The 15,679-nt window shown below is 66.1% G+C and carries 12 protein-coding genes; 1 reads left to right on the top strand and 11 read right to left on the bottom strand.

Annotated elements, in window-relative coordinates:
* Nucleotides 1–30: 30 nt before the first annotated feature.
* Entirely contained in the window at nucleotides 31–1,008 is a 978-nt protein-coding gene (locus HOP03_15835; protein NOT89630.1) for a hypothetical protein, read from the bottom strand.
* A gap of 754 nt (nucleotides 1,009–1,762) precedes the next feature.
* Nucleotides 1,763–2,197 carry an OsmC family protein gene (locus HOP03_15830; GenBank protein ID NOT89629.1) on the bottom strand — a complete coding sequence of 145 codons (435 nt, stop codon included), beginning with the start codon at nucleotides 2,195–2,197 and terminating at the stop codon, nucleotides 1,763–1,765.
* A 302-nt stretch (nucleotides 2,198–2,499) separates the two neighbouring features.
* On the opposite strand from HOP03_15830, the gene HOP03_15825 reads away from it, so the two are divergent.
* Nucleotides 2,500–4,563: an elongation factor G gene (locus HOP03_15825; GenBank protein NOT89628.1), complete on the top strand. Its 2,064-nt coding sequence runs from the start codon at nucleotides 2,500–2,502 to the stop codon at nucleotides 4,561–4,563.
* Nucleotides 4,564–4,763: 200 nt separating this feature from the next.
* Here the strand turns inward: HOP03_15825 and recJ are convergent, their stop codons facing one another.
* From recJ to HOP03_15780, 9 genes are all read right to left on the bottom strand, one after another.
* Nucleotides 4,764–6,503 (bottom strand): single-stranded-DNA-specific exonuclease RecJ, encoded by a 1,740-nt coding sequence (recJ, locus tag HOP03_15820; protein NOT89627.1) that lies wholly within the window; start codon nucleotides 6,501–6,503, stop codon nucleotides 4,764–4,766.
* A complete protein-coding gene (locus tag HOP03_15815) occupies nucleotides 6,500–7,480 on the bottom strand; it encodes a phosphoglycerate mutase (GenBank protein ID NOT89626.1) in 981 nt (326 codons plus the stop codon). The genes recJ and HOP03_15815 overlap by 4 nt, the downstream gene beginning before the upstream one ends.
* Before the next feature lie 13 nt (nucleotides 7,481–7,493).
* Nucleotides 7,494–7,973 (bottom strand): transcription elongation factor GreA, encoded by a 480-nt coding sequence (greA, locus tag HOP03_15810; protein NOT89625.1) that lies wholly within the window; start codon nucleotides 7,971–7,973, stop codon nucleotides 7,494–7,496.
* Nucleotides 7,970–11,215, bottom strand: coding sequence for a carbamoyl-phosphate synthase large subunit (gene carB / locus HOP03_15805; protein NOT89624.1), 3,246 nt, complete (start codon nucleotides 11,213–11,215; stop codon nucleotides 7,970–7,972). The genes greA and carB overlap by 4 nt, the downstream gene beginning before the upstream one ends.
* A gap of 59 nt (nucleotides 11,216–11,274) precedes the next feature.
* On the bottom strand, nucleotides 11,275–11,949 hold the full coding sequence (locus HOP03_15800) for a hypothetical protein (GenBank protein ID NOT89623.1): 675 nt from the start codon (nucleotides 11,947–11,949) through the stop codon (nucleotides 11,275–11,277).
* A 53-nt stretch (nucleotides 11,950–12,002) separates the two neighbouring features.
* Entirely contained in the window at nucleotides 12,003–12,434 is a 432-nt protein-coding gene (locus HOP03_15795) for a hypothetical protein (protein NOT89622.1), read from the bottom strand.
* Nucleotides 12,434–13,555, bottom strand: a complete 1,122-nt coding sequence (gene carA / locus HOP03_15790; protein NOT89621.1) for a glutamine-hydrolyzing carbamoyl-phosphate synthase small subunit — start codon at nucleotides 13,553–13,555, stop codon at nucleotides 12,434–12,436. The genes HOP03_15795 and carA overlap by 1 nt, the downstream gene beginning before the upstream one ends.
* A gap of 252 nt (nucleotides 13,556–13,807) precedes the next feature.
* A complete protein-coding gene (locus HOP03_15785) occupies nucleotides 13,808–14,929 on the bottom strand; it encodes a prephenate dehydrogenase (GenBank protein NOT89620.1) in 1,122 nt (373 codons plus the stop codon).
* 34 nt (nucleotides 14,930–14,963) lie between these two features.
* The gene (locus HOP03_15780) at nucleotides 14,964–15,674 is read right to left on the bottom strand and encodes a 4-hydroxy-tetrahydrodipicolinate reductase (protein NOT89619.1); all 711 of its coding nucleotides are present in this window, start codon (nucleotides 15,672–15,674) and stop codon (nucleotides 14,964–14,966) included.
* Between the last annotated feature and the right edge of the window lie 5 nt (nucleotides 15,675–15,679).

Here is a 15,679-nt window from a genome sequence, read left to right as displayed (position 1 = left end):
CCACGGATCGGTGTGGCGACGTGGCGGAAATCAGACGGCGCGCGCACGCTCCTGGCGCGTAGCGTCGACGTGTGGGTCGGACTGTGGGTCGGTGTGTGGATTGCGGGGTGGAGAGGTTTGCGGCGGCGCGAGCACGCCAAGCTGCGCCGTCGATGTTTCGATCGGCTGCGAAGCGAGCTGCGCGAGGTTGAGCGGCAGGATCTTGTGCGAGACGTCGCGCAGATCGCCCTGTACCGCGAACACCGCACCGCCCGGACCGGCGACGACGTGATCGACGCGCGGCATGTCGGCGACGATGGTCGCGACCATCATCGAGGCTGCCGCCCGCTGCCGTTCCTGATCGCTGGACAGTCCGGGCACCGACGCCAGGGCGGCGTACATCTCGCGATACCGCCCGTGCTCGGGGTGATCCGGATGCGCGACCGAAGCGATCGCGGCCGTCTTTCCGGCCGATGTTTCCGATGCATCGGGCCGCATGGCCGTCATCAACTTGTCCAGACCATCGCCATTGCGGCTGATGTCGTGGATGCGGTCGTAGTTGCTGACGCCATTGGCGTCGCGATAGGCGCGACCGCCGGTCATGGCTTCACGGGCGCTGTTGAAACCCACGATGTGCGCGGCCTTGAGGAAGCCGGCGACGCGCCCGGGTTTTTCGTCCTCGCCCAGGAACCCCTGTTCCAAGGCGCGCTGATGATGCTTCTCGGCGTTGAGCTTGAACGCGTTGTCCTGCAGCTCCGGCGAGCGTTTGTAGGCGTCGAGGCTGAGCCCGCTGGTCCAGTGGGAAGCGTCTTGGAGGAATGCGGCCATGCCGCCGGATTTCGCCCACGCCCACTCGGACTTCTGCCCCGCCATCGCCTGGCCGAGCTTGTCCCTGTCGACGTAACCGGCTTCGGCGAGGAATTCCGCGCCGGCCTTGTAGCGTCCGACGAATCCGAGACGATTCGTCGCGGCAGGATCGCCGCCGTGGCTTTCGCTCATCACGGTGGAGGCGATCAGCCTGCGGGTCATCGCGTCGTCCAATGTCGCGATATTCCCTTGTCGGTATTCATGGGCAGTGGCCACTGCCTGTTGTCGAATATCAGCCATCAAGCTGCTCCAAATGGATATTCAACGAGTGTCGCTCAGCGGTGGTTATGCCTTACGACATCGATTTTCCATGACGGGTCTGTTGCGAAGAAAAGAAGGGGTCGGGTCGCGGGTCGCGGGAGCGGATGCCCCCCAGATCGACGCGGGGCTCCGGATCGTTGTAGAGGAGGTCCGCACTGCATCGGGCGCAATGTCGAAATCGTGCGCAACATCGAAGCCAAGGGCGGAAATCCACGCGGCCGGCGCAGGCGCACCCTTCAGCGTCGATGGCGATGCATGTTCCATCCGGATTCCCGATCTCCCGATTCGATGTTTCCGGGCGGCCGGCAAGGCCGCGCTCCGGACGCGTTCCGGCTCAGGCTAGCAACTCCGGGCGAAGGTGGGAAGTGGCGCCCTCAGGCGCCGGACAAGCTCAGGCCTGCAGGCGATGTTGCCTCCGCACCCTGCAGGAAGCCGACGGCGAACAAGGCGCGGTAGCTTCATCGCCCGTGGGATCCTGCTTGCGTTCGAGCCGCGCCACGGATTAACAATTTATTTACAGCACCGGGTATTGATCGGATCTCCACACTGGCAAGGTCATCCACCGCCTCTCCGCCATTGTCCCGGGTTGTCCGCCAGCCACGCGCCGCCGGCCGTGCCCGCATGATGCCGGGCACGGCCGATCAAGCGGCAGCGATCAAACCAGTGTCGCGTCGATCGTCACCGGCACCGCCAGCGCTCGCGAGATCACGCAGCCGGCTTTCGCGGCATTGGCGATCTCGGCGAACTGCGCGGCGGTGATACCCGGCACCACGGCGCTCACGACCAGATGCACACCGGTCACGGTCGGGCCCGGATCCATGCCCGGCTCCATCGTCGCTTCGGCACGGGTGTCGATCCGGGTCGGCGTGAACCCGGCGCGGCCCAGTACCGCCGACAGCGCCATGCTGAAGCAGCCGGCGTGGGCGGCGGCCAGCAACTCCTCGGGGTTGGTTCCCTTCTCGTCACCGAAGCGGGTCTTGAACGAATAATTCTGATCGGCGAACAGTCCGCTCTGCGGCGTGCTCATCCCGCCCTTGCCGGTCTGGATGTCGCCTTCCCAATGCGCGGTCGCGATACGTTTCAAAGCCATGACGACTACTCCTCATCCGTTGCTGAGCGGCCGAGTCTACGCGCTCGCCGCGGCTTGGAAATGTGCCTGTGCGCGCGCATCCGCAGACTGGGTGCAGCGCTGCGATTGACCGAAATCAAATACCCGCATCGCCGTACCGCAATGCGGCTTGACCCGCGCCGCCGAAGTTCCGATCCTTGGCGGGCGTCCTCAGGACGTACCGCCATGACCGCCCGCCGAGCGCCTGCTCGGACGGCAGGCTTCCCGAACGCGGACAGCCATGACGGCTCACCCCAACGCCTTTCGCGAAAGGAGAGTCGCTCATGTCGTACTCCACAGAACACATCCGCAACGTGGCCCTCGCAGGCCACCCCGGCGCCGGCAAAACTACCTTGTTCGAAGCCCTGCTGCATGCCGGCGGCGCAGTCCAGACGGCAGGCACCATCGAACGCGGCAGCACGGTGTCCGATTTCGACGCCATCGAAAAGGAACGCGGACATTCCATCGATGCCGCCATCGCCGGCATCGACCACACCGCGCCCGGTCAACCGCTGATCCACGTCAATCTCATCGATACGCCCGGTTATCCGGATTTCCGCGGCCCCACGCTGTCGGCGCTGGCGGCGGTGGAAACACTTGCGGTCGTGGTGGATGCCGACGCCGGCATCGGCTACGGCACGCGCCGGATGATGGAGTACGGCCAGGCGCGCAAACTCTGCCGGGTCATCGTCGTCAACAAGATCGATCACGACGGCACCAAGCTCGGCGCATTGCTCGACGAGCTGCGCGAGACCTTCGGCAATGAAGTGCTGCCGCTGAATCTGCCCGCCGACGGCGGCAAGGCGGTCATCGACTGTTTCGGCCATCGCACCGGCGACAGCGACCTGGGCCCGGTCGGCGACTGGCACCAGAAGATCATCGACCAGGTGGTCGAAATCAACGAAGGCGTGATGGACCATTTCCTCGAAGTCGGCGAGGAAGGCCTGAGCGGTCAGGAGTTGCACGATGCCTTCGAGCAGTGCCTGCGCGAAGGTCATCTCGTCCCGGTCTGCTTCGTGTCCGCGCGCAGCGGCGTGGGCGTGAAGGAATTGCTCGATGTCGCCGAGAAACTCTTTCCGCATCCGGGCGAAGCCAATCCGCCGCCGTTCGTGAAGGGCATGGGCGATACCGCAGCGCCGATCGTCTCCACGCCCGATGCCGCCGCCCATGTGATCGCCGACGTGTTCAAGATCGTCAACGATCCTTTCGTCGGCAAGCTCGGCATCTTCCGGATCTACCAGGGCACGGTGAAGAAGGACACGCAACTGTTCGTCGACGACGGCAAGAAGCCGTTCAAGGTCGCGCATCTGTTCAAGATGAAGGGCAAGGAGCACGTCGAAATCGCACAGGCGATTCCCGGCGATATCGCCGCCGTGGCCAAGATCGACGAGCTGCATTTCGACGCCGTGCTGCACGACAGCCACGACGAGGACCAGATCCATCTCGCGCCGCTGGATTTCCCGAAGCCGATGTTCGGCCTTGCGGTGGCGGCGGCGAGCAAAGGCCATGAGCAGAAACTGTCGATCGCGCTGCACAAGCTGGCCGAGGAGGATCCGTGCTTCCACGTCGAGCATGAGATCGAGACCAACGAAACCGTGGTGCGCGGCCTCTCCGACCTGCACCTGCGCATCAACCTGCAGCGATTGAAGGACCGTTACGGCGTGGAAGTGACCAGCCGCCCGCCGCGCATCGCCTATCGCGAAACCGTCGCTGCGAACGCGGAAGGCCATCATCGCCACAAGAAGCAGACCGGTGGTGCCGGTCAATTCGGCGAAGTGTTCCTGCGCATCGAACCGCTGCCGCGCGGCGCCGGTTTCGAGTTCCTGGACGAAGTGAAGGGCGGCACGATTCCCGGGCAATTCATGCCCGCCGTGGAAAAAGGCGTGCGCCAGGTACTGGGCACCGGCGCGGTCGCCGGATACCCGATGCAGGACGTGCGCGTGATCGTCTACGACGGCAAGCATCATCCGGTCGACAGCAAGGAGGTCGCGTTCGTCGCCGCCGGCAAGAAGGCCTTCCTCGACGCGATCGCGAAAGCGCGTCCGCAGGTGCTCGAACCGATCGTCGATCTGGAAGTCGCCGCACCGGAATCGCATATGGGCGATATCAGCGGCGGTCTGTCGTCGAAGCGCGCGCGCATCAACGGCACCGACTCGGTGCGCGGCGGCGAGATCCTGGTCAAGGCGCAGGTGCCGCTGTCGGAGCTGGAAGGCTATGCGGCGGAGCTGAAATCGGTCACCGCGGGTCGTGGGCGGTATTCGCTCGACTTCAGCCACTACGAACCGGTGCCGGCGCAGGTGCAGAGCCGACTGGTCGATGCCTACAAACCGAGGCACGAAGAGGAATAGCAACGATCTGAACAAAAAACATAGCCGACTGTTCAAATCTTCCTCGGCCGTAGATGGACCAGGTCGTTGTCATCCCGAGCGCCCGTGCAACGGGCCGAGGGACCTGCTGTTGTGGCTGTACGCGCCACAAGCAGGTCCCTCCTCGGGCTTCGCCCTCGTTCGGGATGACAGCATCGAACCAACGATCGAAGCCGCAGTTCTTACGCAGCGGTCGCCGCCTCGCGATGCACGACCACCAACTGCACGGCATCGCCGCCGCGCCAATCGTCGGGCTGCAGCCGGTAGGCGATGCGCGAACGCGGGGCCGGCGCTTCGCCGGTCCAACCGCCGAAGTGGATCGCGTTCAAACGCCTGGTCGCGATGCCCGGCCGGACCAGTTCGAGCTTCAGGTGCTGCCCGCCCAGGATCTTCCAGTCGACGACCTCGAAGACATCGTCGAACAGCGGCTCCGCGAAGCCCTGCCCCCACGGTCCGCCATCGCGCAGCGCGAGCGCAGTGCCGATGTCGCAGGCTTCGGGCGGCATCGCACCGTCGCTGAGGATCACGTCCTGCAGCAGTTCAGGCGACAGCATCGCCGCCGCGCAGTCCTCGAACGCAGCCTGGAAACGCGGCAGATCGGTCAGTCGCAGACTGAGCCCGGCGGCCATCGCATGTCCGCCGAATTTCTCGATCAATCCCGGATGTCGCGCATCGACCGCCGCAAGCGCATCGCGGATATGGAAACCGGCGATCGAACGCGCCGAGCCGCGCAACTGATCGCTGCCGGTATCGCTGGGCGCGAACGCGATCGCAGGGCGATGCACACGCTCCTTGATCTTCGATGCGACCAGGCCGACGACGCCGGGATGCCAGTCCTCGCGATACAGACAGACCGTGGCGCGGCCGGAGTCGATGTCGAACGAGAGTCCGGCCAGTGCGGCCTCGGCATCGCCGACCATCTGCTGCTGCACGCCGCGACGTTCGGCGTTGATGCCGTCCAGCACTTCGGCCAGCTCGCGCGCGCGGCGCGGATCGTCGCAGAGCAGGCATTCGATGCCGAGCGCCATGTCCTCCAGACGACCGGCGGCGTTGATGCGCGGCGCCATCGAAAAACCGATGTCGCTGGTAGTCAGCGTCGCCGCCTGCTTGCGCGACACCTCGATCAGCGCCTGCAGACCGGCGCAGCCGCGACCGGCGCGCAGCCGGCGCAGACCGGCCGCGACCAGGGTGCGGTTGTTCGCATCGAGCGGCACCAGATCGGCGACCGTGCCGACCGCGACCAGATCCAACAGCACCGACAGATCGGGCGGATCGGCGCCGAAGTGACCGGCATCGCGCAGATGGCGGCGCAGCGCGAGCAGCACGTAGAACATCACCCCGACGCCGGCCAGCGCCTTGCTGGGGAATGGATCATCCGGAAGGTTCGGATCGACGATGACATCGGCCGACGGCAGCAGTTCGCCCGGAAGGTGGTGATCGGTGACCAGCACCTGCCAGCCGTGCGCTTTCGCCGCAGCGATGCCGGCATGGCAGGCGATGCCGTGATCGACCGTCACAAGCACATCGGGACGCATGCCGACGAGGTCTTCGACCAGCGCCGGCGACAGCCCGTAACCGTGGACCATGCGATTGGGGACCGCATACGACACCTGCTGCGCACCGAGCATGCGCAGCCCGCGCACCGCGACCGCGCAGGCGGTGGCGCCATCGCAATCGAAATCGCCGACCACCACGATGTGTCGCCCGGCCGCCATCGCATCGGCCAGCAGACGCGCGGCGGCATCGATGCCGAGCAGCGCATCCGGCGGCAGCAATTGACTCAGGCGCGGCTGTGCGAGCGCGTAGCTGTGCGCGCCGCGCGCGGCGTAGACGCGACGCAGCAGCGGCGACAGCTGCGGCGGCCAGTCGCCCTGCGCGTCGGGTGCATCCGCAGCGTCGCGGCGCCGGATCGTACGAGTCATGTCGGATCCGCAGCCTGCGGTCGAGAGGGTGCGGGCATCGCCCACACGCCGCGCCAGAAGCGCCAGCGCTGCGAGCGCGCGAGTTTCAACTGCGTGCCGTCCGCCGCGTCGAGAACAAGCGATGCGAGCCCGTCCACGCGCAGTGCCCGCAACGCCGGCAGCAGCCAATCGCGCTGCAATACGGCGAAATCGCGGTATCGGCGCAGGTCATGAAGCGCGATCCCGCTGCGATTCGACGACGCGCTGCCGAAATCCTGCGGCAAAGGCTGCGCCGTACCGCCCGCGAGCCCAATCAACGCCTGCAGCAGATCGTCGTCGCAGTGCACATGGGTCGCATCGGCGGCGATACGATCCGGCAGAACACCGCCGCCCCAGACCCACAGTGCGTTGATCGGCACCAGCCCGCGTTCGGCGCGCCGCGCGTTCCAGGGATGGTTGTGCAGCACGATCTGCACTTCGTTGAGCAATGCGCGCCAGCGGCGTCCTTCCGGACCCTCGGGCTGGTGCTCGAACAGATCCTCGCCCAGCGCTTCGTCGGGCGTGCTGAAGGCCGGAAATTTCGCTTCGCGCAGCAGGCGCAGATACCAGCGCGCCGGGGTCGGCGCGTCCAGTGCGAAGCCGCTGTCGCCGAACACCGGCTTCAGCGCCGGCAGCAGCGCATCGACATCGTCCTGCGACAGCGACAGGCGCTCGCCGATGCCCAGCAGGCGCGCACCGGTCATCTCCGGCCGCACGTGCGCGGGATCGGCACGCAGCCACGCCGCGCCGGCGGCATCGCCGACATCGGCCTGACGCGTGATCGCGGCCGGCGCCCATTGCGCGGGCGTGGCGGTGAAATGACGCATCAACTGCGCATCGCCGCCGCTGTGGCCGGGGGCGGGCGCATCCGCGCGACCGAACGCTTTCGCAAGTTCGGGCGAAAGACCCTGACGACCGAAGCTCGACCACGCGGGCAGCAGGAAGATGGCACGCGCCATCGTAGCGACCCCGTCAGCCTTCGTACGCGACCTGGATCAGTTCGTACTCGCGCCGGCCGGCGGGTGCGTCGATTTCGACCACATCGCCTTCGTGCTTGCCGATCAGCGCACGCGCGATCGGCGAGGAAATCGCGATCAGTCCGAGTTTGATGTCGGCCTCGAGGTCGCCGACGATCTGGTAGCGCTTCTCGTCCTCGGTCTCCACGTCGGCCAGGGTCACGGTCGCGCCGAACACCACGCGGCTGCCGGCGTTGAGCGTTGAGATATCGATGACCTGCGCATGCGACAGCTCGGCTTCGAGCTGCTTGATGCGGCCCTCGATGAAGCCCTGCTGCTCGCGCGCGGCGTGATACTCGGCGTTTTCCTTCAGATCGCCGTGGGCGCGGGCTTCGGCGATCGCGCTGATCACCGCCGGGCGCTGCACGCTCTTGAGTTGTTCCAGCTCGGCGCGCAGGCGCTGCGCGCCTTTCAGGGTCAGGGGGGCTCGACTCATGATGGATCCAGTTCCTTGTGCAATTCCTGCAGCGCCCAGACCGGGCCACTGTCGCGGAAGTCGAGAGAATGCAGCAAGGCTTTCGCGCCTGCAATCGTGGTCGAATAGGTGACGCGGTGCTGGAGCGCCTCGCGCCGGATCGAGAACGAGTCGGCGATCGCCTGTTTGCCCTCGGTGGTGTTGACGATATAGGTGATCTCGCCGTTCTTGATCAGGTCGACGATATGCGGACGGCCCTCGACGACCTTGTTGATCACGTCGCAGGCGACGCCCTGCGCACCGAGCCATGCCGCGGTGCCGCGGGTCGCGACGAGGCCGAAGCCACGGCGTATCAGTTCCTCCGCCACCGCCAGCACCCGCTGCTTGTCGGGGTCGCGCACCGAGATGAAGGCCTTGCCGACCGGCGGCGCCTTGATGCCGGCGGCTTCCTGCGCGCGCGCGAACGCTGCGCCGAAATTGCGGCCGACGCCCATGACTTCGCCGGTCGAACGCATTTCCGGACCCAGGATGGGATCGACGTTCTGGAACTTCGCGAACGGGAAGATCGCTTCCTTCACCGAATAGTAGTGGGGAACGATTTCCTTCAGCGCGCCCTGCTCCGCCAGGGTCATGCCGGCCATGCAGCGCGCGGCGATCTTCGCCAGCGGCATGCCGGTGGCCTTGGACACGAAGGGCACGGTGCGCGAGGCGCGCGGATTCACTTCGAGCAGGAAGATGACGTCGGTGCCGTCGGCTTCCTGCTGGATCGCGAACTGGGTGTTCATCAGGCCGACCACGTTCAGCGCCTTGGCCAGCGCCACCACCTGTTCGCGAAGCCTGCCCTGCGTGTGCGCCGACAGCGAATACGGCGGCAGCGAACACGACGAGTCGCCCGAGTGCACGCCGGCTTCCTCGATGTGTTCCATGACGCCGCCGATCAGCACATGGCCGTCCTTGTCGGCGATCACATCGATATCGACCTCGACCGCGTGATCGAGAAAACGATCGAGCAGCACCGGCGAATCGTTCGAGACCTTCACCGCGTCGCGGATGTAGCGCGACAGGTCGGCGTCGGAATAGACCACTTCCATCGCGCGTCCGCCGAGCACGTAACTGGGGCGCACCACCAGCGGATAGCCGATTTCGCGCGCCAGCGCCAGCGCCTCGTCGGCGTTGCGCGCGGTGCGGTTCGCCGGCTGCAGCAGGCCGAGTTTTTCGACCAGCTTCTGGAAGCGTTCGCGGTCTTCGGCCAGATCGATCGAATCCGGCGAGGTGCCGATCACCGGCACGCCGTTGGCTTCCAGCGCCTGCGCGAGTTTCAGCGGCGTCTGCCCGCCGTACTGCACGATCACGCCCTTCGGCTGTTCCAGCTCGACGATTTCCAGCACGTCTTCCAGGGTCAGCGATTCGAAGTACAGGCGATCCGAGGTGTCGTAATCGGTGGAGACGGTTTCCGGATTGCAGTTGACCATGATGGTTTCGTAGCCATCCTCGCGCAGCGCCAACGCCGCATGCACGCAGCAATAGTCGAACTCGATGCCCTGCCCGATCCGGTTCGGGCCGCCACCCAGCACCATGATCTTGTCGCGCGACGTCGGCGCGGCTTCGCATTCGCCCTCGTAGGTCGAATACAGATACGCGGTGGTGGTCGAAAACTCGGCGGCGCAGGAATCCACGCGCTTGTACACCGGGCGCACATTGAACGCCTTGCGCAGCGCGCGCACGGCGGTTTCGTTGGTGCCGGCGAGTTGGGCCAGACGCGCGTCGGAGAATCCTTTGCGCTTGAGCGCGCGCAGACGCTTGGCATCAAGGCCTTCGAGACCCGCCGCAGCGACTTCGCGTTCGCAGGCGATCAGCTCTTCGATCTGGTCGAGGAACCACGGGTCCACGAACGACAGCGCATGCACCTCTTCCACAGACAGGCCGGCGCGGAACGCGTCGGCGAGATAGAACATGCGCTCCGGGCCGGCTTCCTTCACTTCGCGGCGCATCCGCGCCATGCCTTCATCGGTGCGCAGGTCCAGATCGGTCGGATCGAGGCCGACCTTGCCGGTTTCCAGACCGCGCAGCGCTTTCTGCAGCGATTCCTGGAAGGTGCGGCCGATCGCCATCACCTCGCCCACCGACTTCATCTGCGTTGTGAGACGCGCGTCGGCAGCCGGGAACTTCTCGAATGCGAAGCGCGGAATCTTGGTGACCACATAATCGATGCTCGGCTCGAACGAGGCCGGCGTGAGGCCACCGGTGATTTCGTTCTTCAACTCATCGAGCGTGTAGCCGATCGCGAGCTTGGCCGCGACCTTGGCGATCGGGAAGCCGGTGGCCTTCGAGGCCAGCGCCGACGAGCGCGAGACGCGCGGATTCATTTCGATCACCACCACGCGGCCGGTCTGCGCGTTGACGCCGAACTGCACGTTGGAGCCGCCGGTATCGACACCGATCTTGCGCAGCACCGCGATGCTGGCGTCGCGCAGGCGCTGGTATTCCTTGTCGGTGAGCGTCTGCGCCGGGGCGACGGTGATGCTGTCGCCGGTGTGCACGCCCATCGGGTCGAAGTTCTCGATCGAGCAGACGATGATGCAGTTGTCCGCCTTGTCGCGGACCACTTCCATCTCGAACTCTTTCCAGCCCAGCACCGATTCCTCGACCAGCACTTCGGTGGTCGGCGACAGCTCCAGGCCACGCTTGACGATGTCGATCAACTCTTCGCGGTTGTAGGCGATGCCGCCGCCGCTGCCGCCGAGCGTGAAACTCGGGCGGATGATGGTCGGGTAGCCGACGCGCGACTGGATATCCAGCGCCTGTTCCAGCGTGCGCGCGATCTCGGCCTTCGGGCACTCCAGGCCGATCTCTTTCATCGCGATGCGGAACAGCTCGCGGTCTTCGGCCATGCGGATCGCTTCGCGCGACGCGCCGATCAGTTCCACGCCGTATTTTTCCAGCACGCCGTTGTCGGCGAGGTCGAGTGCGCAGTTCAGCGCGGTCTGGCCGCCCATCGTCGGCAGCAGCGCATCGGGCTTTTCCTTGGCGATGATCTTCTCGACCGTGCGCCAGTTGATCGGCTCGATGTAGACCGCATCGGCCATCTCCGGGTCGGTCATGATCGTTGCCGGATTGCTGTTCACCAGCACCACGCGATAGCCCTCGTCGCGCAGCGCCTTGCAGGCCTGCGCGCCGGAATAATCGAACTCGCAGGCCTGGCCGATCACGATCGGGCCGGCGCCGATGATCAGGACGGTCTGGATGTCGGTGCGCTTGGGCATCTCGTTACTCGGGAAATGTGGGAGTGTGGAATATGGAGCAGTCGCGGATCGCGGATCCACTACTTGTCGAAAAGCACCGTGGTGGGCACGTTGCAGGTCGACATCGCGGTCAGCATGATCTGCATCGTGAGGGTGGAGCCGACTTTCTCGCCTGCGGATTCGTTTTCCTCGGCGGATTTGTCGATGCTGAGCGCATCGCCGAGCCCGGAGAGCTTGCGCAGTTCGGCGTAATTCGGATCGCTGAAGAAGGTGACGAACGACAGCATCTGTTCCGGCGAGGCGTTCTTGAGCACGACCGCGGGATCGGCCTCGACGCCGGTGCGCTCGCTTTCGGCGCCTGCAGCCACCAGCGTGCCGAAGAGATCGGCCGCACCCTGCTCCAGCAGCGCGATCTCCGCATCCACGCGCGACGGATTGGCGGCGATGTACGTCTCGACCTGCGCCAGCTTGTAGCGGCGGAATCCCGGCGTGGAGAGCTCATCGCGCAGGCAGGCCCGCTGCTTCGGCGTGACCGCGTCCGGCTTCTCCTGCATCGGCCAGTCCGGATTTCCGCTGGCGAGCGAATCGAAGATCGCGCCGAACGGCATCATCCGCACCTGCAGATCGGTCATGCGTACCGCGCTGGACACCGCCGGCGCGCTGCTTTCCGCAGCCAGCGCAACGCCAGGCGCGGCGAGCGCCAACAGCGCGGCGCAACACAGGCGGACGTGATCGAGGAAGGGAAACTGTTTCATTGTGCTGTGTCCGGTCGGGTCTGGGAGTTGTTGGAAGAGATGGGGCATGACGCTCAGTACGCGCGTTCCCGCCAGCGCGTCTGCGGCAACCAGGTGATGCGGTTCGGATCCTTGACATCGATATCGCCGGTTTTGACCGCCGCCAGGACTGCAGCGCGCATCCCGGCCCAGCTGTGCGCGTCGGCACCGATGCGCGCGCCGAGCAGATTGTTGTGCGCATCCATCGCGCGCGCGTCGTCGCCACGCCCACCGTCCTCCATCACGGCGGTCACCCATTGCACCCAGTGCGGCGAACCGGTGTAGGCGACGGTCGCGCTGGCGAGACTGTGACGATAGGCGTCGCGCGGACCGTGGCGCCCGCCGGGCAGATCGGATTGCGCGGTCGCCGCATACACGGTTGCAAGCACGAAGGCCGGATACAGCGCGCAGACGCCGATCGCGACGATCGTCCTGCGCAACCAGCGGCGGCGGGTGGGGATGGGCATTACGCAGCAGCCATCATCGCCACGAACCGGTCGAACAGCGGCGAGACATCGTGCGGGCCGGGGCTGGCTTCCGGATGTCCCTGGAAGCTGAAGGCCGGCGCATCGGCGAGCGCGATGCCCTGGTTGCTGCCGTCGAACAGCGAGCGGTGGGTCACGCGGACGTTCGCCGGCAGGGTGGATTCGTCGATGGCGAAACCGTGGTTCTGCGAAGTGATCATCACCCGGCCGCTGTCGAGTTCGATCACCGGATGATTGGCGCCGTGATGGCCGAATTTCATCTTCAACGTCTGCGCGCCGGAGGCCAGACCCAGCAATTGATGGCCGAGGCAGATGCCGAAGGTGGGGATTCTGCGATCGATGAACGTGCGGATCGCTGCGATCGCGTAATCGCAGGGTGCCGGGTCGCCGGGTCCATTCGACAGGAACACACCATCAGGATTCAGCGCCAGTGCCTCGGCGGCGGAGGTCTGCGCCGGCACCACGGTCACGTCGCAACCGCGTTCGGCGAGCATGCGCAGGATGTTGCGCTTCACCCCGAAGTCGTAGGCCACGACCTTGAACTTCGGTGCGGCGCTGACGAAGGTATCGCGGTCGAGATCGTACTGGCCTTCGCGCCATGCGAAGCGTTCGCCGGTGCTGACCACCTTCGCCAGATCCATACCCTTCAGGCCCGGGAACTTGCGCGCGGCTTCGAGGGCTTTATCAATATCGATCTCACCCGCCATCACCGCACCGTTCTGACTGCCGCGATCGCGCAGCAGGCGCGTGAGCTTGCGGGTGTCGATTTCGGAAATGGCGACGATGCCGCGCGCCTTCAGCCATTCCGGCAGCGCGACCCGGCTGCGCCAGCTGCTGGGGCGGCGCGGCACGTTGCGGACGATCAGGCCGGACGCCCAGACCCGTTCAGCCTCGTCATCGAGGTCGGTACAGCCGGTGTTGCCGATGTGGGGGTAGGTCAGCGTGACCAGCTGACGGGCGTAGGACGGATCGGTCAGGATTTCCTGATATCCGGTCATGGCCGTATTGAACACGACCTCGCCAACGGACAGGCCGGGCGCGCCTGCGGATTCGCCCTCGAATACGGTGCCGTCTTCGAGGACAAGGATTGCGGTTTCGGTCACGTGGTTCGCCTATGTCGGGCTACATCAGGTTGCACAAAGCCTCGGGCGCGGTGTCTAACCGGTCCGGGGCGTGAGGGAATCAGGCGAGCGGGAATTGTACCGACGCACCCCACCCTTCGCCAGCGAAATTTGTGCGCTGTCCCGGCGCCCGGAGCAACCTGAACACGCGACCCGCATGGCCCGCAGATTGCGGCGCACATGCGGCCGGGCAGCGGCTGCGAGGCCTTCGACGGGCTCCCGGGCGCTACCGGATCATGGCGCGGACGACGCCAGCACCCTGCCCATCCGGCTGGCGTCGATCTCGGCGATCACTGCGGCGCAGGCACAGGCATCGAGGCCCGCGTCGAATCCGATCCTGAAATGCACCTCTCCGGCGGGCGTGCGCGACGAGTGGATCGACGACAGGTTGATGCCATGCCGCTCGAACACCTGCAGCAGCGCTCTCAGCGCACCCGGGCTGTCTTCCGGCAGATGCACGCTGATGGATACGCGCTCGACCAGATCCGCGAGCAGGTAACCGACGCGCTCGAACGTGTGATTGCTGTCGGCCAACGTGCCGGCGTCGAAATGCGCGCGGTTGTCGTGCAGGAATCGCGCGCGGAAACAGGCCCGCGCAGCATCGTCGCCGCGTGCGATCAGCTCGCGCAGCGCGGACAGTTCGCCGACCAGGCTGTCCAGCATCTCCAGCGCATACGGGTTGCCGAACTGGATGTCCTCGTAGATCTGCGGATTGAGCGACAGGATGCGGGTGATCACCGCGACATCGAGTTCGAAGGACGCCGAACGAAGCGGCAGGAGCGCCGACGGCGGTCCGAGGTGTTGCGCATGGCTGCGGAGCACGCCGGCTTCCGCGAGATGGGTGGCGTGGACCATCGCCTGGATCAGCGCCATCGCCCGGTCGTGGTACTCGGGCGCGACCCGCACGCATTCGGCCTGCAAGGCATCGAACAACACCTGCAGCCAACCGCGCCAGGCATCGAGGCGCGCTTCGCAGATCACCAGCACCTTGCCCTTCAGCGTCGGCGCCTTGGGCGGCGCGGTCATCGGATGCAAGCCCGCGACTTCCGCCCGCGACCGCAGCATCGCGGCCACCGGCGCCTGTTTGATCGAGGTGATGTCCAGCCACAGCCGGCCACGCTCGCGGCCCGCCGATCGATGCAGGCAGTCGTCGATGATGGTTTCGGTACTGCGGATCGGCGCTGCGAACAGCAGTACATCGGCATCGCTCAGCAGGCGTTCCAACGCGTCGCTGTCCGATGCCGCCGGATCGTGGCCCAGCACCTGCAACCGCATGCGCGTTTCGAAGAATCGTCGCAGCCAGCGACCATAGGCGCCTTCGCTGCCGACGATGCCGATCACAGGGTGTCGCGTCATCGCATCCTCTCCCTTGCGGCGGTCGCGTGCAGGTTCAATCGAGCAGATCGCGCAGCCGGTAATTGCCCGGCGCACGACCGGCGAGCCGGACGGCCGCATGCAGCGCACCCCGGGCGAAGATGTCGCGGTTGGTGGCGCGGTGGATCAATTCGATCCGCTCGCCCTGCCCCGTGAACTGCACCAGATGCTCGCCGACGATATCGCCTGCACGGAGACTGGCGTAACGCGGTTCGGCGCCCTTGCGCTGCGCGGCCCCACCGAGCGCGAGCGCAGTGCCCGAAGGGGCATCGAGCTTGTGGATGTGGTGGGACTCGACGATGTCGCAGTCCCAGGCATGCAGCGCGGCGGCGGCGCGCTCGACCAGATCCTCCAGCACGGCCACGCCGAGGCTGAAATTGGCGGCCCACAGCACCGGGATCTGGCTGCTCGCACTGCGCAGCATCGCGCGCTGTTGCGAAGCCAGCCCGGTCGTGCCGGACACGAAGGCCGCACCGCGTGCCGCGCACAGCGACAGAATGGCGTCGACGCCGGCCGGAAGGCTGAAGTCGATCGCGACATCGAAGCCCGGCGCGTGCTCGATGTTGCTCGACGGGTGGAACGGCTGCCCGAGCAGCGCGGTATCGGCCGATGGCGGCGCGACCGCAGCGACGATGGTCAGATCCTCGCGCTCGGCGGCGAGTCGCAGCAGGGTCTGGCCCATGCGCCCGCTGGCGCCGTGGATCAGGACTCGGACGGGGACGGGCATGCAGA

This window comes from Lysobacter sp. (genome assembly GCA_013141175.1).
In the GTDB taxonomy this organism is placed as follows: Bacteria; Pseudomonadota; Gammaproteobacteria; order Xanthomonadales; family Xanthomonadaceae; genus Lysobacter_I.
Note: the sequence above shows the minus strand (reverse complement) of the source record. Positions and strands in the feature narration are given on the sequence as shown.